Annotated in this window: 19 protein-coding genes; 2 read left to right on the top strand and 17 right to left on the bottom strand. The window is 38.0% G+C overall.

The genetic code is table 11. The annotated features are described in order from the left end of the window. Positions 1-24 precede the first annotated feature (24 nt). Positions 25-969, top strand: coding sequence for an ABC transporter substrate-binding protein (locus tag NAG76_10690; GenBank protein URN96654.1), 945 nt, complete (start codon positions 25-27; stop codon positions 967-969). A 100-nt stretch (positions 970-1,069) separates the two neighbouring features. Here the strand turns inward: NAG76_10690 and tatC are convergent, their stop codons facing one another. The 6 genes from tatC to NAG76_10660 all read right to left on the bottom strand — a co-directional run bounded on the left by tatC (position 1,070) and on the right by NAG76_10660 (position 5,095). Next, on the bottom strand, positions 1,070-1,888 hold the full coding sequence (gene tatC / locus NAG76_10685; GenBank protein URN96653.1) for a twin-arginine translocase subunit TatC: 819 nt from the start codon (positions 1,886-1,888) through the stop codon (positions 1,070-1,072). A gap of 59 nt (positions 1,889-1,947) precedes the next feature. After that, a complete protein-coding gene (gene tatA, locus NAG76_10680) occupies positions 1,948-2,178 on the bottom strand; it encodes a twin-arginine translocase TatA/TatE family subunit (protein ID URN96652.1) in 231 nt (76 codons plus the stop codon). Between the two features lie 94 nt (positions 2,179-2,272). Then, complete coding sequence (locus tag NAG76_10675) at positions 2,273-3,334, bottom strand: molybdopterin-binding protein (GenBank protein ID URN96651.1); 1,062 nt, start codon at positions 3,332-3,334, stop codon at positions 2,273-2,275. A 144-nt stretch (positions 3,335-3,478) separates the two neighbouring features. Next, on the bottom strand, positions 3,479-3,967 hold the full coding sequence (locus NAG76_10670) for a MogA/MoaB family molybdenum cofactor biosynthesis protein (GenBank protein URN96650.1): 489 nt from the start codon (positions 3,965-3,967) through the stop codon (positions 3,479-3,481). Between the two features lie 39 nt (positions 3,968-4,006). Continuing rightward, on the bottom strand, positions 4,007-4,486 hold the full coding sequence (gene moaC, locus NAG76_10665) for a cyclic pyranopterin monophosphate synthase MoaC (protein URN96814.1): 480 nt from the start codon (positions 4,484-4,486) through the stop codon (positions 4,007-4,009). A gap of 18 nt (positions 4,487-4,504) precedes the next feature. Continuing rightward, the gene (locus tag NAG76_10660; GenBank protein URN96649.1) at positions 4,505-5,095 is read right to left on the bottom strand and encodes a 5-formyltetrahydrofolate cyclo-ligase; all 591 of its coding nucleotides are present in this window, start codon (positions 5,093-5,095) and stop codon (positions 4,505-4,507) included. A 333-nt stretch (positions 5,096-5,428) separates the two neighbouring features. Here NAG76_10660 and abc-f point away from each other — a divergent pair, with 333 nt between their 5' ends. Continuing rightward, complete coding sequence (gene abc-f, locus NAG76_10655) at positions 5,429-7,366, top strand: ABC-F type ribosomal protection protein (GenBank protein URN96648.1); 1,938 nt, start codon at positions 5,429-5,431, stop codon at positions 7,364-7,366. 227 nt (positions 7,367-7,593) lie between these two features. Here the strand turns inward: abc-f and NAG76_10650 are convergent, their stop codons facing one another. The 11 genes from NAG76_10650 to NAG76_10600 form a co-directional block, all read right to left on the bottom strand. Further along, positions 7,594-8,253 carry a response regulator transcription factor gene (locus NAG76_10650; protein URN96647.1) on the bottom strand — a complete coding sequence of 220 codons (660 nt, stop codon included), beginning with the start codon at positions 8,251-8,253 and terminating at the stop codon, positions 7,594-7,596. Positions 8,254-8,675: 422 nt separating this feature from the next. After that, positions 8,676-9,671 (bottom strand): galactose ABC transporter substrate-binding protein, encoded by a 996-nt coding sequence (locus tag NAG76_10645; GenBank protein ID URN96646.1) that lies wholly within the window; start codon positions 9,669-9,671, stop codon positions 8,676-8,678. A gap of 30 nt (positions 9,672-9,701) precedes the next feature. Continuing rightward, positions 9,702-10,685: a substrate-binding domain-containing protein gene (locus tag NAG76_10640; GenBank protein ID URN96645.1), complete on the bottom strand. Its 984-nt coding sequence runs from the start codon at positions 10,683-10,685 to the stop codon at positions 9,702-9,704. Continuing rightward, entirely contained in the window at positions 10,672-12,435 is a 1,764-nt protein-coding gene (locus tag NAG76_10635; protein URN96644.1) for a sensor histidine kinase, read from the bottom strand. Before NAG76_10635 ends, NAG76_10640 begins: the two co-directional genes overlap by 14 nt. A gap of 3 nt (positions 12,436-12,438) precedes the next feature. Further along, positions 12,439-14,079, bottom strand: a complete 1,641-nt coding sequence (locus NAG76_10630) for a response regulator (GenBank protein URN96643.1) — start codon at positions 14,077-14,079, stop codon at positions 12,439-12,441. 742 nt (positions 14,080-14,821) lie between these two features. Further along, positions 14,822-15,844 carry a tRNA (adenosine(37)-N6)-threonylcarbamoyltransferase complex transferase subunit TsaD gene (gene tsaD, locus NAG76_10625; protein ID URN96642.1) on the bottom strand — a complete coding sequence of 341 codons (1,023 nt, stop codon included), beginning with the start codon at positions 15,842-15,844 and terminating at the stop codon, positions 14,822-14,824. After that, positions 15,837-16,328, bottom strand: coding sequence for a ribosomal protein S18-alanine N-acetyltransferase (gene rimI, locus NAG76_10620; GenBank protein ID URN96641.1), 492 nt, complete (start codon positions 16,326-16,328; stop codon positions 15,837-15,839). The genes tsaD and rimI overlap by 8 nt, the downstream gene beginning before the upstream one ends. Then, entirely contained in the window at positions 16,325-17,119 is a 795-nt protein-coding gene (gene tsaB, locus NAG76_10615; GenBank protein URN96640.1) for a tRNA (adenosine(37)-N6)-threonylcarbamoyltransferase complex dimerization subunit type 1 TsaB, read from the bottom strand. Before tsaB ends, rimI begins: the two co-directional genes overlap by 4 nt. Further along, positions 17,116-17,604, bottom strand: a complete 489-nt coding sequence (tsaE, locus tag NAG76_10610; protein URN96639.1) for a tRNA (adenosine(37)-N6)-threonylcarbamoyltransferase complex ATPase subunit type 1 TsaE — start codon at positions 17,602-17,604, stop codon at positions 17,116-17,118. Before tsaE ends, tsaB begins: the two co-directional genes overlap by 4 nt. A 16-nt stretch (positions 17,605-17,620) precedes the next feature. Beyond that, positions 17,621-18,664 carry a thiamine-phosphate kinase gene (thiL, locus tag NAG76_10605; GenBank protein URN96638.1) on the bottom strand — a complete coding sequence of 348 codons (1,044 nt, stop codon included), beginning with the start codon at positions 18,662-18,664 and terminating at the stop codon, positions 17,621-17,623. Positions 18,665-18,909: 245 nt separating this feature from the next. Beyond that, entirely contained in the window at positions 18,910-19,992 is a 1,083-nt protein-coding gene (locus NAG76_10600; GenBank protein ID URN96637.1) for an HD-GYP domain-containing protein, read from the bottom strand. Positions 19,993-20,008 lie beyond the last annotated feature (16 nt).

The following is a 20,008-nucleotide window of genomic DNA, read 5'->3' as shown; positions in this document are numbered from 1 at the left end:
AACTATTTTGAAGGAGAATTGAAGATGCGTAAATATACAAAACTATTAGCTAGTGTATTACTTACGGGTACTGTTCTACTAGCTGGCTGTGGTGCAACGTCTGATCCATCTACTACGAACGAAGCAACTGGTGAAAAGATTACGATTACTGATTTCAATAATCGTGAGATTACGGTAAATGGTGTACCTGATAAGATCGCGGCACTAAGTATTGGTGAAACTAACATTATCTACTCCCTTGAAGGCTCGTTAGTCGGTCGACCAACAACTGAGGTACCGCTGCAATGGGAATCTTCCTATGACGTACGTGAAATTGGTACAACTCATGAGGTTGATCTAGAACAAATTGCTTATGTGAAGCCACAGGTCGTTCTCGCTCACAACATTATGAATGAAAAAGATGTTGCGAAGCTTGAAAGCATTGGTGCAAAAGTTATCCTCACAAGTGGTAACTCAGTAGCAGACATTCAACGCCAAATCACCTTATTCGGAGATTTACTACAAAAACAGAGTAAAGCTGAACAGTTAGTAGCTGAGATTGATAGTAAGCTTGCTGAATTAGCTGCTGCATCGCAAGAGTCTGTTCCAGCTCTAATCGTATATGGTGCTCCTGGCACATTTATGGCAGCATTACCTAGCTCACTTGCTGGAGACCTTCTTTCACTTGCTGGTGGTACTAATATTGCTGCAAATTATCCGCAATTAGCTAGTTACCCTCAATATGCTACGCTTGATATGGAACGTATTGTCGAGTCGAATCCACAAGCAATCTTCATTATGACGCATGCTGACCCTGAAGATGTGAAGAATAGTTTCATTCGCGAGATGGAAGCTAGTAGCGCTTGGAACAGTATTGACGCAGTAAAAAATGGTCGTATCGAAGTATTACCTGCTGAGCTGTTTGGCTCTAATCCAGGTACACGTATTAACGAGTCGCTAGACTATATGAGCAAAGCACTTCATCTATAATTCAGATTCAGACTTATATTTTCAGTATAACGAATAAAGGGAGTATCTCATTTGTAGATTTTATCTACGAATGGGACACTCCCTTTTCTTATTTGTATATTTATTTATCTTCTTCCTCTTTGTCTACCCACTGAGTATCTGATAACAACTGCTTCCTATATACGGTCCCTGATAGCCACACACTAATTTCGTACAGCACAATAAGTGGAATAATGACAAGAATATCTGAAATGAAGTCTGGTGGTGTAACAACGACTCCGATAACTACCATTAAGAAGTACGCTATCTTTCTCATCTTACGTAATCGTAATGGATTAACAATACGAATAGCTGTCAAAAACATAATGACTAATGGAAGTTCAAATAATAATGTAATTGGTAATATGATGCTGAACATAAAATCAAAATATTGCACTACACCGTAAGTTTCAACTAAACCTAAACGGTCTGAAACAGCTCTTGTAAAGTTGAACGCTAACGGAAATACGACAAAGTAGGCAAAAGATAGACCGAGTAACGCCATAAATACAGCAAATGGAACGTACTTCAATGTCGATCTCTGTTCATGGGGTAATAAAGCTGGCTTCACAAATAACCATAACTGCAGTACCGTGAACGGTAACGTCAAGATCATCGCAACAACTAAAGCGATTTGCATATAGATGCCAATTCCATCCCAGAAGGAGAACGTATGAAGCACTAAGGAGCCAGCAGCTGGCTTTTCATTCAATAAAAACTGATATGTTGGTTCTGCTATTACAAGTCCAAGAATAAGGCCAAGTACGACCATTATTAGTATGTATATTACTCTTTTGCGAAGCTCGGTTAGATGTTCAACGAGTGACATTAAACCTTCTTCTGACATAAGTCGATCTTTTGCGGAAGCCAAACGCTCCAATTGTTTTCGTGGCACACTCATTCGCGCGACTTCCCTCTTTTCTCTTCGATGATTAACAAGCAAGAAAAAAGCGGACCAAACTAGTCTGGTAGCCGCTTATTGTTTTTCTCTGTTTGCTCAACTTGATTCACTTCAACGCGAGATGTATCTTCATTTTTCTTATCGTTTGAATCCAACATCTCATTAGCACCGGTCTTAAACTCGCGTAGTGTACGTCCTACTGCTCGTCCAAGCTCAGGCAACTTATTGGGACCGAATAAAAGCAAAGCCACCAATACCAATAAAATAACACCAGTCACACCTATGCCCATCACGATTCCTCCTTCAACTTTTCGTATACCTCTAGAATCTGCTTCCTGATTATGAAAAGTACATCGAAAGCTTATGCTTCAACTTTTCATATACTTAGCAACCATATAGACCGCCATAGCCTAGAGCAATTATATCATCCTTCTCGATCTTCTCACCTAGTAATAGTCTAGGTAGAAATACATCAAAGGAAGTGTACGGATCATGCATCACACATCCTGGCAAACCAAGAATAGGTACATCTTGCAAATAAGCTACGAGCAACATTGAACCTGGTAACATTGGTGTTCCATAACTAACAATATCTGCTCCTGTAGCCTTTATCGCCCCTGGAGTACGATCATCTGGATCAACAGACATGCCGCCAGTCACCAAAATCATATCATAACCTTTAGCTTGCAAATATTGAATTTCTTCAACAATTTTCTCACGATCATCTGTAGCAAAACGTTGTTCCACAACAGTCGATCCAAGTTCCTCAAGCTTTGCTTTTACAGCAGGTCCAAATTTATCCTTAATTCTGCCATTATACACTTCACTACCAGTTGTAAGCAACCCTATACGTCTAGCTGGTATGGGGACTACCGATATCGGTGCTACACCATGTTTGGTACGGTATTGCTTTGCAATGTTTTCGACTTGCTTAATTTTTTCTTTCGCTACGATAAGTGGTATCGCTCTAGTCGCTGCAAGTTGTCCACCTTGTTTCACCACTTTATTAGTGAAGATTGTCGCCAGCGCAATCTCGCCAATTGCATTAACTGCATCGACTACTTCTTTGGCAATTTTGGCAACACCATCAATATGAGCTTTAACACTTACTTTTCCTTCATGTGGCTCATTGCGTAATAACTGCTCGTCTATTAACGCATCCGCCATTAACTTCGCAGCATCATCCTCATGCAGATCAAGCAAGCCCAATTCCATTACATAGATATGCTCTTTGCCGATATCAAGTAATTTTGGAATATCTTCTTCTGTAATAATATGCCCACGTTTGAAAAGTCTGCCTTTGAATTGACCAGGAATGATTTGCGTCAGATCATGTGCAAGTCTAAGTCCAATTGCATCATAAACAGAAACCTCCCTAAGTGAGGTTTCTGTTATGGTAGTATGTGAATCCATATCATTATCATCATGTCCGTGTAATTCTGTCATCTTGATTATATCTCCTAAAACTTTTCATCACTCTATTAAATAACTTGAAGCAGATGAAAAGTTACTTCGTAAGCCTAATCATTACTTTTCATCAACTTACTATATAATTACGAGCAAATAATATGTTACTTCAAAAACCTTGTTCTAATGCTCTAGCAGTTCACCTGATAGTATGCCTAATGCGTGTGGTAATTGATCCATAATTGCAAGTAAACTTTCTGAAACGCCTTTTGGACTACCTGGTAAATTAATAATAAGAGCTTTACCTCGAGTACCACATATTCCACGAGATAACATCGCACGTCTCGTCTTATGCAGTGCCCCCATACGCATCGCTTCAGCAATTCCTGGCACTTCACGATCAATGACTTTCAAAGTAGCTTCTGGCGTTACATCTCTTGCCGCAAGTCCAGTTCCACCTGTCGTTATTACAAGATCTGCCCCATAATATTCTGTCATTTCAATCAATGCTGCCATAATCTCATCTTGCTCATCTGGAACAATTCGATAATCAACGATCTGGCCACCTAGTTCATCTTCAACTAGTTCTCTGACAACCTGTGCACTTACATCTTCACGTTCACCACGTGCACCTTTATCGCTTGCCGTAAGTATACCAACCTTCCATTGCATCTCCAATTCCTCCATTCTTCTCTCTATTCTTTCTATGTTTTATTCAGCGGTTCTCTCAAAATCTCCGTGTACTCCACCTGTTTTCTTCATAAGCTGCGTTGGACCAATAATCATATCTTTCTGTAATGCTTTACACATATCGTATATTGTTAAGGCAGTTGCGGATGCCGCAGTAAGAGCTTCCATCTCCACGCCTGTCTTTCCTGTTATCTTCACTGTAACTATTATATATAACTCGTCAATGTCATTATCAGTGAATGAGATGTTCACTCCGTTTAAGGCAAGTGGATGACACATTGGAATCCATTCTGATGTTTTCTTAGCAGCCATAATTCCCGCTACTTGAGCTACAGATAATACATCACCTTTACCAATTTTACCTTCTTTAATCTTCTGCAATGTAGTTGGTAGCATCTTCACCATTGATGTTGCCGTAGCTTCGCGCTTCGTAATCTCTTTGTCAGATATATCTACCATCTTTGCTCTACCTTGTTCATTAAAATGAGTGAATTCCACTATCTGTTACATCCTTTCATTCTATGAACATGTCGTAATTCCTTTATTAGTAATTAAAATGTTCAATTTAATATCATATTCATCCATCGGAATGTGATCTGTAATCTGAGTTTCATATCCGATACCAATCCATGTTATCTGCTTCTCTTGTTGACCCATTAACTCGTAAAAACGATCATAATAACCGCCACCATATCCTAATCGTGCTCCATCCTTTGTATAGACGAGCCCAGGCACAATAACGGCATCAGGCACTGTGTTTATCGGCGTAAGTTGATCTGAATTAGGTTCTAATATTTGATACGCCCCTAGGCGTAGCTGATCTTTATTGTATAATGGATATAGTTGCATCGTATGCGTCTCTACTAGGCATTTTGGTACAATAATAGTAATCTGATGTTGCCAACACCATTCAATGAAAGGCCATAGTTGAAGTTCACTACGAAATGGAATATAGACCATCACTTCGCGCCAGCCTCGTTGTTGCGCTAGACTAATCGCATATGCGCATGCCTCTTCAGACCATTGCTGAGCATGTAGCGTTTCGATATTATTTCTAATTTCCTTAAATTGTTTGCGCATATGTAGTTTCTGTACAGATAGCTGTTCCATAGTTTAACCACCTAAAACTTTTCATTTCTTCTCCATTTTGCTTCTCTTCAATGAAAAGTCGCATAGAAAGCATATTCCAATATAAGAAATGCTCTAACCGAGGTAATTCAAGAATGAGCGCCCGCGTCTATAAGGTATTTTATCGCCAAATAGAACTTGTCCTTTGCTCTCCTCTGGAAATTAATAAATTCTTTTATGGTAAGAAAAATAGTCTACTTTTGATAATAGTGTACCATTGTTACACAAGTTACGCCAATATATAACATGCTTATGGTACACTATATAGTAGTTATATACGAGTTGCTACCACTACATTTTGATGGAGGACAAGGAATGTTACTGCAAGTATCCAATATTACAAAAAGCTACGGGATTGATACAATCCTTTCAAATATTAATGTTCAAGTACTAGAAAGAGACAAAATCGGACTAGTAGGTGTCAATGGCGCCGGAAAATCTACGTTACTAAAAATCATCGCTGGCGAAATTAGTTTTGAAAGTGGAGATATTCACAAAGCGAAAGAAACAAAGCTAGGCTATCTTGCGCAAAATAGTGGATTACAATCCCATCTTTCTATAATAGAAGAAATGCAAACGGTTTTTGCTCATCTCTATGCCGCTGAGAAAGAATTACGTGAGTTAGAGATAAAAATCGCAGACCCTGATCTACACGAGAATGAGAAACGTTATAACGAGGTGCTAGAACGTTACGCACAACGTTCAGATTGGTATAAAGCTAATGGTGGATTTGAGATTAATACTCGAATTAATAGTGTCCTGCACGGTATGGGATTTGGAACTTTCGAACTTGATACTCCTATCGCATCATTAAGCGGTGGACAAAAAACAAGATTAGCATTAGCTAAAATTTTGCTTCAAGCACCTGATCTATTAATGCTCGATGAGCCTACCAACCATCTGGATATCGAGACGTTAACTTGGCTAGAAGGATACTTACGTTCTTATAATGGTGCTATTGTTGTCGTCTCACATGACCGTTACTTCCTTGATGCGATGACGACTACGATTGTAGAAATCGAGCGCCACCAAGCGAAGCGCTATACTGGTAATTACAGTCGTTACCTTGAAATTAAAGAAGCAGAGTACGAAACTCAATTGAAACACTTCGAAAAACAACAAGACGAAATCGCTAAAATGGAGCAGTTTATTCAGAAAAATATTGTACGTGCCTCCACGACAAAGCGTGCACAAAGCCGTCGCAAATCTTTAGATAAGATGGATCGTTTGGATCGGCCGATGGGTGATTTGAAGCGTGCGTCGTTCTCCTTTGAAGTGGAGCGGATGAGTGGGAAAGAAGTACTGAATGTTAATCATCTATCTGTGCAATTCCCTAATGCTGCTACTCCGCTTTTCAGCGATATTAGTTTCCAGTTACAACGTGGTGAAATGGTTGCTTTAGTTGGACCGAACGGAATTGGCAAATCAACATTATTAAAGACACTCGTATCTCAATTAGAGCCTACAACAGGGAGTATTCAATTCGGATCACATGTGAAAGTTGGCTACTATGATCAAGAACATAATGTACTTAATGGCAATAACACTGTATTAGAAGAAGTATGGGGTACTTATCCTCATATGGAAGAAGCACGTATTCGTACAGTACTTGGTAACTTCTTATTCAGTGGTGAGGATGTATTAAAGAAAATTTCATCACTCAGTGGTGGCGAGAAAGCGCGTGTCTCATTATCTAAATTAATGTTAGCTCAAGCTAACTTCCTAATTCTCGATGAGCCTACGAACCATTTGGATCTATTCAGTAAAGAAGTATTGGAGTCAGCATTATTTGATTATGAAGGAACATTACTTTTTATCTCGCATGACCGTTATTTCCTGAACAAGATGTCTGAGCGAATTGTCGAACTATCCGCACAAGGTGCCAGCTATTTCCTGGGAAATTATGACGATATGCTGGAGAAAAAACTCGAAATGGAAGAAGCTCGTCTTGAAGCTGCCAAATTACAAAACAATAAAAACTCAGTTCAACAGCAAGTGACAGCATCCCCTGTCCTATCCTATGAGGCTGAGAAGCAGCAGAAACGTGAAGAGCGCAGTAAACAACGTAAATTAGAACAATTAGAGCAACAAATTGCCGAATTAGAGCAAGAGATAGCTGACTGGGAAGTTAAACTGACAGATCCAGCCATCTTTAACGACTATATGCGTATTCAAGAGATTCAAACAGAGATAGCTAATCGTAAAGCAACTCTTGATACTTGCTATGAGCAATGGGAAGATGTTATGGCTTAAGCTGCACTTTTCTATATCGACGTAGATGAGCAGAGTCATTTAATTTTATCTCCGCCTATGAGCAATGTCATTTTGACTTCGTGCTCCAACTATAAGATGCTAACAACATAAAAGAAGCTATTCCACTAAAGAGAAATCTAACGTGCGAACAGCTTCTTTTTTTTGATAGATTTCACAATAGCATTCATGATTGCATTAATGTTATTAGTTAGCATTCATGATATATCTTAACTTTTCAACGTTTTTGCTGGAATATACCCTAGCTCAATAGCTACTGTAATAGCTTTCGCACGAGAACGAACTTGTAACTTCTTGAATAAGTTACTCAATTGATATTCTACACCGCGTTGACTAATATGGAATTTGTCAGCCAGCTCTCTATTGCTATGACCATGTGAAATTGCCTCTAAAAGTTCCTTTTCCTTATCTGTTATATACGAATTTTGCCTCTGCATCATTTTTTGTAAAGCTCGTAAATCCATACTGCGTAATCTTTGTAACAAATCTATTGGAATAATAGCGTTACCTTCGATCATGCTTTGTATGGATTGAATAAGTTCATCACTAGAACGAGATTTACTTACAAATCCATTTACCCTTGCATCCATCATTTCATTGAAATGCGGCTCCAACTCATATCCAGAATACATCATAACTTTCACATCAGGTTGCTTGTCTTTCAAAATACTACATAATTCAATGCCATTCATCACTGGCATCTGCCAATCACATATTACAATATCGATGCGTTGTCTACTAATCATCTCAATCGCTAATTTGGCAGATTGAACATAACTAACTCTTACTCGCATATTACGTTCTATCATATCTTTCGTACCAATCCCTACCGCTGGATGGTCATCCACAATAAGAATATGACTATACAATAATAGCGCTCCCTTCTTACTATGATCATAACTTTTAACTTTCTTCGACTGCATTACATCTGTTACAAGAGCTGGGTTCTTTCACATTTTGAAAAAATAAGAGATCTGATATGAGCTAATACGAAGAGGGGAAAAACGTAATGAATTGAACATCATGGGGAATGAAACGTTTATCTGGATATATTATATCGTTAACTTTTAATAATATAAACAAAAAAATCCACATTTTTGAAGAGGAACATCAATATTAAACAATTTAGATGAAGATGTTAGCTTAATCATGAAATACATACATGTAAAAGAAAGGGCAGCATTCTGCCCTACTCATTAACTGCAATATACCCACCATGCCACGAAACCACTATCTGGTAGGGGATCATTCATAAGCACTACTACACTTTCTGATATGAATCCGTACATAGTTACTGCGTTACTTTCTGGTAGGGGATCCATACATATTTACCATCTGTAATGTCGTAACCTATATTTTCATTAGTTGGCGTTCCCCCATCTGCGAGAACAGACATCAATTGTACTGTTGCTTTACCTTGATTAACAGCATCGTTTAGTACAGTTCCAAGTAATGTTCCCTCTTTCAACGCTTGCATAGCTGGTTCTGTAGCATCGACACCTACTACAGGCATAAACTTACCATCTTTGAAATATCCTTCAGCTTTCAATGCTTCGATTGCACCAAGGGCCATATCATCGTTGTTAGCAATAACGGCTTCGATCTTATCTCCATGATCTGCAAGAAATCCTGCCATTTTTTCTTGAGATTTCACTCGATCCCACATTGCGATATCCACTGCAAGCAATTCAACTTTAATACCTGCTTCTTCAATCGCTATTACAGAAAATTTTGTGCGTAGCTCTGTATCCTGATGCCCTGGTTCACCTTTCAACATTACATATTGCAAAATGCCGTCACCATTTTTGTCCATACTAGCGTTCGCTTTCCAGTATTCCACAAGAATTTCGCCTTCCATTGTGCCTGACTCTTCTGCTTTCGCACCTACAAAAAATGCTTTATCCCATTTAGCAAGATCGGCTGCTAACGGTTCACGATTAATAAATACTACTGGGATATTTGCTTTTTTCGCTTTATCGATAATGATCCCCGCTGCTGTACGATCAACGGGATTGATCGCCATTGCTTTCATCTTCTTAGAGATAAATTGATCAACTTTATCATTTTCTTTTGTCTGTGAATTTTTACTATCTACAATATCGACAGCTATTTTCCCCTCTGCAGCAGAAGTAATTGCACTACGAACACCACTCATAAAGGTGTTATCAAACATGAAAATAGCGACACCAGTTTTGGGTAGTGAATTTCCACCCCCTTCATTACTGCTGCAAGCACCTGCAATTATTGCAAAAACACTAATTACTAAAGTAGTAACTACCTTTTTCATATTTCTATGCTCCTAAAGGATTTATTTATATTAATGTACGACAGGATAGAGTAGCTTCTGATTTTTCAACCAAAACATATTATCTTTATTAACAATCGTCATATCTCTAAGATAAGACGAGGAGAGATTCTGACCATCTGCAGCTTGCACAGCATATTGAACGGACAAATAACCAAGCGAGAACGCATTTTGCACAAATAATGATTCCATCTGGCCTTCTTGCAATAATTCTAATAACTGAATAGAACTATCAAAACCTACCATTTTAATATCGTTCGAAGCGTTCAATTCCTTCAACGCTAACGCGGAACTAATAGAGCTAGTCGTCATTAACGCTAATATCCCGTCAACTTCATGCTCTTTAATATTTTTTTTGACGATTTGCTTACATTGATCAACATCATTCGTACATACAACCGTACTAACAACATTAATATCATTATAATTTTTCAGTTCTTCATATACGCCTTGTTCCCTTGCTTCACCGTTAATTCCAGCATGCGTATAGTCTACAACTAGAAGATTACCTTTATAGTTCAATAATTTCGCCATTTCTTTCATCGCTTCTTGTCCATATGCTTCATTATCAGACCCGATGTATGTCGTCGTGACACCACTCGTTAATTTACTATCTACAGCAATAACGGGGATCCGGCGGCGATTGGCTTCCTCAAGAACTTCTGCAAATTCCTTATCGCTATTCGCAGCAATAATGATCGCATCAGGGTTAGAAGCTAATATTGTATGAGCAATTCTTATCTGACCTGCTATATCTCCGTCATTTTCAGGAAAGTGTAACTGCAAGGTGACATCATATTCTAATGCCGCATTATCCGCACCTTTTCGTACATAATTCCAATAATCATCTGTGGAGGATCGTAGCAACACTGCAATATTTTTCTGATGGTTAACTGCTACACGATCTGGTTTACTTGGATGAAATGCAGAATAAATTAATGCCCCACAAATAAGCACACCGACCAACACAATTAGCCATTCTTTACGATTGTGCATACGGATCTTCCTCCTTTACAGTAGATGAAAGAATTAATGCCGGGAATGTAATATAGACTGTCGTTCCTTCCTCTAATTCACTTTCAACTAAAAGGCCATATTGCTCGCCAAAGTATAACTTAATTCGCTCGTTCACATTTTTAAGTCCAACCCCTGAACCTGAACTGCTATGATAAGTGCCTGCATTAATCTCTTTAAGCTGATGCTCACTTATTCCAACCCCATTATCTCTAACGATAATTTCGATCTGATCCTTATCGTTGAGACTTACTACAACCTCGATTTGACCCTTGTCTACACTTGGTTCAATACCATACTCTAGTGCATTTTCCACTAACGGTTGTAATATTAACTTTAACGAAATGTAGCCGAGTGCTCGTTCATCGATTCGGAATTGGAAGTCGAATTTATTTTTGAATCGCATCTGTTGAATAATGAGGTAATTTCGTACATGTTCAACTTCTTCCGAAATTAGTATCAAGCTTTCGCCTTTACTAAGACTAATACGGAACAATTTAGACAATGCAGTAATCATCGTGACGGCATCCTCATTACGTTTCGAACTAATCATTCGAACGACAGTATTAAGCGTATTGTATAAGAAATGAGGATTGATCTGTGCTTGCAAAGCATCTAATTCATATTTCCGTTTACTTTCTTGCTCCGAGACAATTTTGTTCATTAACGTTCTAATCGTGCCTAGCATAATATTGTAACGATCCCCTAAGTTTTTAATTTCCAGTGGACCATCACTTTTGGCAGCAACATTAAACTCTCCACGTTCAATACCTCTCATCGTTACTTCTAGTTTTTTGATTGGTTTAGATATTTGGCGCGAGATTAGATTAGACACCAGCAACAGAATGATGGCAAGTGCAATTAAAATTTTTATTAATGCAATACTCAGATCTGCATTCGTTAACGCTAGCTCGTCCATGTAAGAGATGCCGACAACTTTCCAGCCAACATTACTAATAGATTGAATACTGATCATCTTAGCCCTGGGCCCAGACTGATCAATAAAACTACCATACGTTTGCTTTAGTGCAAGTTCAACATTTTCTTGCTTCAAATCAGCATAGATAATCTCGATTTGTGGGTGATAAACAATATTACCACCAGACTCCTCAATAATGTAGGCATAGCCACTTTTCCCTAAGCTTACTCGCTCCGATAGTTCTTGAATACGTTTGAAATTCACATCTAACAGCAATACTCCTTGCTCTAACTGACCATTTTTCATGAATGTAATGGTCTTGCTAAGTGAAACGACCCATTCATATTTTTGAGAATATAAATTTTGTACATGAGGCACTGAAATAGACAAATATCCATCCTTTTCTACTGCCGTTTTGAACCATGATTCATCTTTCACAATTAATGATTCTTTCAAACTAACATTAGGTAATAATGCGATGGGTTTTCCGTACAAATCAACTAAGGTAAGCGATACGACATCAGATCTCGAAGAAATCATCGATTGTAATTTCCATAGCTCATCGCTTTGCATTCCTTCTTCACTAGAGCTTATTGTGTGATGTAGCATATGATATAAATCCATTGTAGATTCTATATAGTCTGCTAGATTATAACTTACTTGATCAATGATTTGCTGTGCATTACGACTAGCATTTTCCTTCGTATTTGATGAAAACTGACTATATAATGTCAAGCTGATCGTAGTAATGATGAATACTGAGAACAAAGAGAACGCTACAGTTAGAATGAATTGAATACTCCGTCGCTTCATAATCTAATCCTTTCTCAATAGAGCATTACGATAATCTTTGGCGGAGACTCCTGTATATTTTTTGAATGTTAGACTAAAATAGTTCGGATCAGAGAACCCAACTTTGTCAGCGATTTCAAAAGATTTTAGATCTGTCGTGCTCAATAATTGTTGTGCCGTTTCCATTCTTACTTTAAGTAGATATGCACCATATGTTAATTGCGTAGCTTTCTTAAATAATCCACTGAAATAGCCGGGACTAATATGTAGTTGGAGACATAATGTAGCAATAGAAAGATCTGTTTGCATATAGTGTTCTTTTGTATAATGAATCGCTTCTTCAACTAGTTTTTGTGATGTATTTTGTCTAGTACTAGCTATATTTTGATGCAGATTATGGCATAAGTCAGAGAACCATAATTTTGTTTCCTCTAGACTTTTCAAACTTTGATATTGTAACAGCAAACTACTACCTTCAGTCCATTGTCCTCCAAACGATGCGTCGAGCGACTTCATTAAGCGATGAACTGCCGTAATAATTTCAAGAAAATATTGTTCGTATTCATTGACAGTTGCCTGCGTATGTTCAATCTCATCAACGATTACTGAGATTGCTTGTTGTAATTCACGTTCTGTACCGAGCTTAATTGCACGAATAAATTGTTGTTCCTTATAATCATCAAAATACAATCGCGTCTGTACGTTTTTCTCAATATCATCAATACATATAATCGAGTTATGTTCAATAATTCGACGATAATCTAATGCTGAGCGTGCTGAATCATATCCATGTTTCAATTGATCAAGAGAAGTTGTATAGGTACCTACACTAATAATCGCAGACATCCGTAAATATTTCTGAATGCTTTGTAGTATTCGTTGCAATGTATTGACGGTTTCAATCATTTTCTCATGCGGATCACCAACCTGATCTATCGTCAATAATACGACTTCATCTTGATGTACAAATATATTTCCTAATTGCTCATTTTGCCATAGCTCAGTTGCAACATTTGTTACGGCAAACAACTTTAAATCTATATCATTAGAATCAACAAGTGATAGACTAGGTTCATCATCTATGTCGTTATTATCATGATTAATCGAAATTAATGAAATAATGTATCCTTTACCTTGCAAGTTCAAATTGTACTTTTCAGCTCGCTGCTCGATCAGATGAAGTGGCAATCGACGCGTCATTAATGAAATTAAAAATTTTTCGCGAATAACAGGTAAACTAATTCGATAATGGTCTTGCAACGTTTTCATATTCAAAACTGCTTCACGCTCTTGATCAATTGTCGCAATCACTTTAGTAATTGCTTCTATTAATTGTGCATTAGAAAATGGTTTTAGTAAGTATTCTTCTACTTGTAGGTGTATCGCTTGTTTCGCATATTGGAAATCATCATAACCTGAAATAATAATAACTTTGGTGATAGGGAAATGTTGTTTGAGCCATTCAGTTAGTTGTAATCCATTCATAAACGGCATACTAATGTCTGTTACTACAATATCTGGCTCTATACGATCGAACAATTCAATCGCATCCTTGCCGTTAATTGCAGTATGTACGGAACTGATACGATAACTTTCCCAATCGATTCCTTCTTGTAACCCTTCTGTAACTTCAGGTTCATCATCAACAATTAGTAATTTATACATCGGGTTTCCCCCTTATAAAGTTTCTATTATTCACCTATCATATTATGTATTGTTAATAATTTGTACTATTTTCTATAATTTTTCAATTAAAGTTATCAACATACTTATCAACAACGGTGTATAAATTGTTAGTCAATTCAGTCATTAATGCTATGAAATAAATGCTTTTCTATTGGGATCGTTGAGGATCACCCTATAAATTGGATGTTATTAACAGTAGTTATCCACATTATCCACAATATCCACTATTTATTATTGAAAACTTTATACACACAATCATTTTATTCATCTTTTACAAATCCTTTAATATCATTGTATTTATGGAAGTTATTAACACCATAATGTTAATATGTGGATAACGATATTCACACTAAAAAAATGCAGTGTGCGATTGAAATAAACCTCTATTGTTAGAATCAATATCTAATCATTGAGGTTATTTCGTATAAACTCTCGCACACTGCATTTCATATATTATTTAGTTCGCTTCATATTTGATGCCGATTAAGCTACAACGTGTTACATCGTTATCAAACCCTGCTTATTAAACTTCCTCTTCTAATGAAGGTTTATAAGCAGGGTTTCAGAACCAAGAAGATGGAGCGCTACTTGTGAAAGGAGGAAACGCAAGTGTACGTTATTGGTACACGCGTACCGGACTTTCCAAGTTCGCTTCATATTCGACGCCGATTAAGCTACAATGTGTTACATCGTTATCAAACACTGCTTATTAAACTTCTTCTTAATCAATTGACCATGCCTCTAAGGAAAGTCCAGGATCCGCCTTCATATCCAGTCCTGCAAATTGCTCATGCTTATACTTCACATGTGCAGCTGCACCGATCATTGCTGCATTATCTGTACAAAGACCTGGTGATGGAATAATAAGTGGGATATTTTTCTCTGCGCATTTTTGCTGTAACACAGCACGTAACCCTTTGTTAGCAGCAACACCACCACATAACACTAGCTGCTTAACCTCATATTGCTTGGCTGCTCGTAACGCTTTTGTTACAACAACATCGATAACTGATTCTTGGAATCCACGCGCTAATGCCGCTTCATCTAGTTCAAGTCCTTTCATGCGATGCTGATTAATTTGTGCTAATACTGCTGATTTCAAGCCACTAAAACTAAAGTCATAACTATCTTTCTCAAGCCATGCTCTTGGCATTATAATGACTTCATCAGCTTCATGAGCTAGACGATCGATATATGGACCACCTGGGTAAGGCAGTTTCAAAGCACGAGCCACTTTATCATAAGCTTCACCTACTGCATCATCACGCGTTCGACCAATAATGACGAATTTTCCTTCTTCAGGTAATAGTACTAATTCTGTATGACCACCTGATACGACAATAGCTAAAGATGGAAATTGCAAATCATGTTCAAGTTGACTTGCGTAAATATGCCCAGCAATATGGTGTGTTGCAATAAGTGGAATGTCCAAAGACATTGCTAAACTTTTCGCAGCTACATTTCCTACTAGTAATGCTCCAACTAGCCCTGGGCCTTCCGTTACAGCGATGGCATCAAGATCCGTTGTGTGATAGCCTGATTGCTGGACTGCTTGTTCAATAATACGAGTAATACTCTCTACGTGTTTACGAGATGCAATCTCAGGAACAACTCCGCCGAATCTCTCATGTACATCAATCTGACTAGATACAATATTCGAACATATTTGTTTGCCGCCTCTAATGACCGCAGCACTTGTCTCATCACAACTTGTTTCTATTGCAAGAATTAGCTCGTTACTCAAGTACATTCACTCCATTCACTGACTGTTGCAGTTCCGCCCACATAATTAGTGCATCTTCGTTGTTATCTGAATAATATCGTGGACGTATACCAGCATCCTCGAAGCCAAATTTACGATAGAGCGATTGTGCCCTCATATTACTTACTCTAACTTCTAGAGTCATTTTTTGAGCACCTAAAAATTGTGCCGTTCGTTGAATTTCATATATTAACCTCGTACCAAGTCCTAGTCCTCGATATGGGGTAAGAATGGCGATATTCGTAATATGTGCTTCATCAATAATGATCCACATTCCAGCGTAACCGATGATCTCACCTCTATATTCCATCACCATATATTGTGCAAATAAGTTATTCATTAATTCATTACGAAAAGCTTCTTCCGTCCAAGGTGTTTCAAAAGCATCCAATTCGATTTGAACAATGCAAGGGACATCATCAAGCGTCATTTTTCGAAAAATAAGTTCATCTTCTATAATGTTCATGCTTGACCTTCTTCCTTCTCCTTAGCATTTTGCTTCACTTCTGCTTCTGTTAGTTGAGCGTAATTGGGTACTAGATCATGGACTGCAGCTAGCTCATCCTCCGACATGGTTCCAAGCTTCGCTTGTCCTAACTTCGCAATGGCTAGTCCTTGCATCGCACTAGTCAGACTACGGACTGTAATAGATAGCCCACTCGCAATGACTTTCATCTGTTCAATAGCTTCCTCATGAAGCTGAACATCACCGGCAAACCATAACTCCTTCACGCCATCTTGTACATAACGCTCGAGTTGTTCTTGTAATGATTGACACCAATTACTCATCATTTGAATGTGGTCGTTATGTTGGCGTTCCCACTTATCAGTTCCACTCGCTTGGAAAGCAGCCGTATATACTTGTCCTCTTCGCGCATCCATTATCGGGATAATAATAGCACTACCTTGATCTAAATGCTCTTGTTCATGAAGCAAGGCGCCATACGCTAAGCCCTCTAAACTTGAGACACCGATAACTGGTTTGCCTGTACTCCATGCTAATGTCTTTGCTGCAGTGACCGCAATTCGAACACCTGTATAAGAGCCTGGTCCAATTCCTGTAACGAAAGCTGTAATATGTTGAACCGACAATTCCGCTTCTTTCAGCATGCTCTCGATATTCGTCATAATATGAATGGAATGGTTACGTTCCGCCTCTGTCTGAACTTCTACTAATAATTGATCCTGCTGCAAAATTGCACCTGCCATCGTTGCAGTTGAAGTATCAATTGCTAGCAAAGTATGTTGCTTACTCATTGTGATGTACTCCCATCTATCAATTTCTCTATACAGCTAATATATCGCTCGCCGTAAGCTTTCAATGTCATTAATCGCTCTTCTTCATCGACATATTCTATAAATAACGATACATATTGCGGAGGCATTATTTCTGTAATTAGACTCGCCCATTCTATTATCGTAACGCCTTGACCATAGAAATAATCATCCAAACCTAATTCATCGGCTTCCTCGATCGATAGTCGATATACATCCATATGATAAAAAGGTAATTCACTACCTTCATATTCCTTAATAATCGTAAATGTAGGACTACTAACAATACCTTGCACACCTAGTTGTGCCGCAAACGATTTGCTAAAAGTCGTCTTTCCAGCACCAAGATCACCATCTAATGCTATGACCATGCCAGCCCAAGCTAACTCTGATAATTTTCTTGCTAGAATCTCAGTTTCCTGTTGTGACGTAATATTTAGTTGCCACTGCTTCATCTCAATATTCATTACTATTCACCACTCATTATTTAAAATGATTATATCCTCTATTAACAATTTGGTTACGCGCCTTCAATTGCTGCTGATCATTCCAACTTTCTATCCAGACTGCACCATTTCCTTGCTCAACTACTCCAATGGCATAGAGCTGTAGTTGTTGCTCGTGAAAGCTTGCTTGTATGCTCGAAAAATGTTCTTTAGCAGCTGTTCCTACTAGAATATAGTCTTCCCCGCCATATAAAACCCAATCAAACAATGGTTGTCTACTTAACGCAGCATATTGTGACATATGTTCAGATAGTGGTATTTGATTCTCGTCAATAGTAATATCGACATGAGAAGCTTTTGCAATTTCTGCAAGTTCACTTATTAATCCATCGCTAATATCATTGAGCGCATGACATTCATTAGAAGCATTCAGTAATCTTCCTGCAAGCAAATGCGGTTCAGGCAGTTGATGTGCTCGAATTAACGGTTCTACGATCGATTTTTGGTATTGACTCTTATCCGCATGTTGAAGGACATGCAGGCCTGCTGCCGACTGTCCTGGAACACCTGTAACAAATACAATATCTCCTGCTTTTGCACCACTGCGCAATATAGCCTTTTTACTTTCTACAATTCCAATAACGGTAATTGATATAGTCAAACTATGAGGTGATGAAGTAGTATCCCCACCAACTATAGCTACTTTGTATCTATTCGCACATTCGTAAATTCCATTATATATTCGGTTAATATGATCCGATGAATAATGACTAGGTACACTTATCGCAATTAGTGCGTGTAAAGGAATACCGCCCATTGCAGCAATATCCGATAGATTCGAAGCTAATGCCTTGTACCCAATATGCTCATAGTCTGTTGTTGCACTTGAGAAATGTATCTCTTCAACCATCGTATCTACAGTATATAACGTTTCATATTGTTTTTGTTTCGATTCAACTTGATCGGGTAAGGAAACAACTGCGGCATCATCACCAATGTCTACGATCACGCCTAGACTTTCCTTCAGAGATTGATCTTGACGTTGTTTATTCCAATATAAAATTCGAGAAAACTCATCCAACAGCTTTCACTCCTACTTCACAAGTAATCGAAACCTTTACTCTTTATTCTACCTTAATTGTCATCACAATCAAATACTACTATAGGTAGTTACCTTCATTGAAATAGGTAGTTCACATCAGTTGCTTGTGATCCCGATGAATATCTTTGTCGTGAACTCGACTGCGAAGTTGACATTTGTCGGTCGTTCAACACAACAAATAGGTCATACGAAACTTCGAATGACCTAAGTTATAGATATTACTTTTATAATTCTTTTACAATCGTAATGTGTAACTCATTTTTGAGATCTAATTGATAAGGCGTTGTAGGCGTGGAGCCATCGGCTTCTTTCAATACCCTTACCGTTGGACGATGAAGAGCTAATTCACTATTATGAACAACGACTACCGTCTGTCCTGTGTTAAGTAGTAGCATTGTCGCAATCGGGTAGATAGAAATGTGACTACAAAATAATTTAATAAGTTCATGATCGAAGTATGTACCACCTGCTGCAAAAAGAAACTCTATCGCTTCACTCGTTGTATAACGTTTACGATGTGGACGTGGGGAAATTAAAGCATCATACATATCTGCTAGCCCTACTATCTGTGCATAGATGTGCGTATCGTCGCCATTCAATTGCCTTGGATACCCCGAACCATTGAATCTCTCATGATGCTGCAATGCACAATGTGCTGATAATAATGATATATCATGATACTTACGTAAAATGTCAAAGCCTTCACGAGGATGCGTTTCTAATAATTGACGTTCCTCATTCGAAAGATTTCCCGTTTGCTTTAGTAGCTTATCAGGCATTTTTGTCATACCTATATCAAACAATAACGCTCCAATACCTAATTCTTCTAATTGGTTACGATTGAATCCTTTTGCAATTCCAATAACCCCAGAAAGTATCGCAACATTGACTGAATGCTGAAATAAATAAGAATCTGCTGAATGAATACTACCTAAGTTAACAAGTATGTTAGGACGAGCAGATAGATCAGTCATAATACTTCCGAATATCTCTCGAAAGTTTTTCCCCATATTTGGAGCAATAATTCTACCTTTACTTAATTCATTATCTTTGAATGCATTCATCGTCGTAAATACTTCATTAACTGCAGCTGAACGCGTCGCATCTGAAATTGGTTCATCGGGAATAATATCTTCAGTAAGTTTATCCTCTATGTATAGATAATCTATTCCCATATTACGAAGTCTACTTATATATCGAGCTGTAAGTTCAACACCTGATCCAAGTAATACATTCCCGTTCTCTTGGAAAATGGTTCTCGCAATAATATCGCCTGCACTCACTAAATCTATGTGCACTCTTTTCATTACAATGTCCCTGCTT

Source organism: Candidatus Pristimantibacillus lignocellulolyticus, from assembly GCA_023639215.1.
Taxonomy (GTDB): domain Bacteria; phylum Bacillota; class Bacilli; order Paenibacillales; family Paenibacillaceae; genus Pristimantibacillus; species Pristimantibacillus lignocellulolyticus.
Note: the sequence above shows the minus strand (reverse complement) of the source record. Positions and strands in the feature narration are given on the sequence as shown.

Bases quoted from the DNA above. Each gene is read 5' to 3' on its own strand.
- NAG76_10690 (URN96654.1), top strand. From the start codon at position 25: ATGCGTAAATATACAAAACTATTAGCTAGTGTATTACTTACGGGTACT.
- tatC (URN96653.1), bottom strand. From the start codon at position 1,888: ATGAGTGTGCCACGAAAACAATTGGAGCGTTTGGCTTCCGCAAAAGAT.
- tatA (URN96652.1), bottom strand. From the start codon at position 2,178: ATGGGCATAGGTGTGACTGGTGTTATTTTATTGGTATTGGTGGCTTTG.
- NAG76_10675 (URN96651.1), bottom strand. From the start codon at position 3,334: ATGACAGAATTACACGGACATGATGATAATGATATGGATTCACATACT.
- NAG76_10670 (URN96650.1), bottom strand. From the start codon at position 3,967: ATGCAATGGAAGGTTGGTATACTTACGGCAAGCGATAAAGGTGCACGT.
- NAG76_10660 (URN96649.1), bottom strand. From the start codon at position 5,095: ATGGAACAGCTATCTGTACAGAAACTACATATGCGCAAACAATTTAAG.
- abc-f (URN96648.1), top strand. From the start codon at position 5,429: ATGTTACTGCAAGTATCCAATATTACAAAAAGCTACGGGATTGATACA.
- NAG76_10645 (URN96646.1), bottom strand. From the start codon at position 9,671: ATGAAAAAGGTAGTTACTACTTTAGTAATTAGTGTTTTTGCAATAATT.
- NAG76_10640 (URN96645.1), bottom strand. From the start codon at position 10,685: ATGCACAATCGTAAAGAATGGCTAATTGTGTTGGTCGGTGTGCTTATT.
- NAG76_10635 (URN96644.1), bottom strand. From the start codon at position 12,435: ATGAAGCGACGGAGTATTCAATTCATTCTAACTGTAGCGTTCTCTTTG.
- NAG76_10630 (URN96643.1), bottom strand. From the start codon at position 14,079: ATGTATAAATTACTAATTGTTGATGATGAACCTGAAGTTACAGAAGGG.
- rimI (URN96641.1), bottom strand. From the start codon at position 16,328: ATGAACATTATAGAAGATGAACTTATTTTTCGAAAAATGACGCTTGAT.
- tsaB (URN96640.1), bottom strand. From the start codon at position 17,119: ATGAGTAAGCAACATACTTTGCTAGCAATTGATACTTCAACTGCAACG.
- tsaE (URN96639.1), bottom strand. From the start codon at position 17,604: ATGAATATTGAGATGAAGCAGTGGCAACTAAATATTACGTCACAACAG.
- NAG76_10600 (URN96637.1), bottom strand. From the start codon at position 19,992: ATGAAAAGAGTGCACATAGATTTAGTGAGTGCAGGCGATATTATTGCG.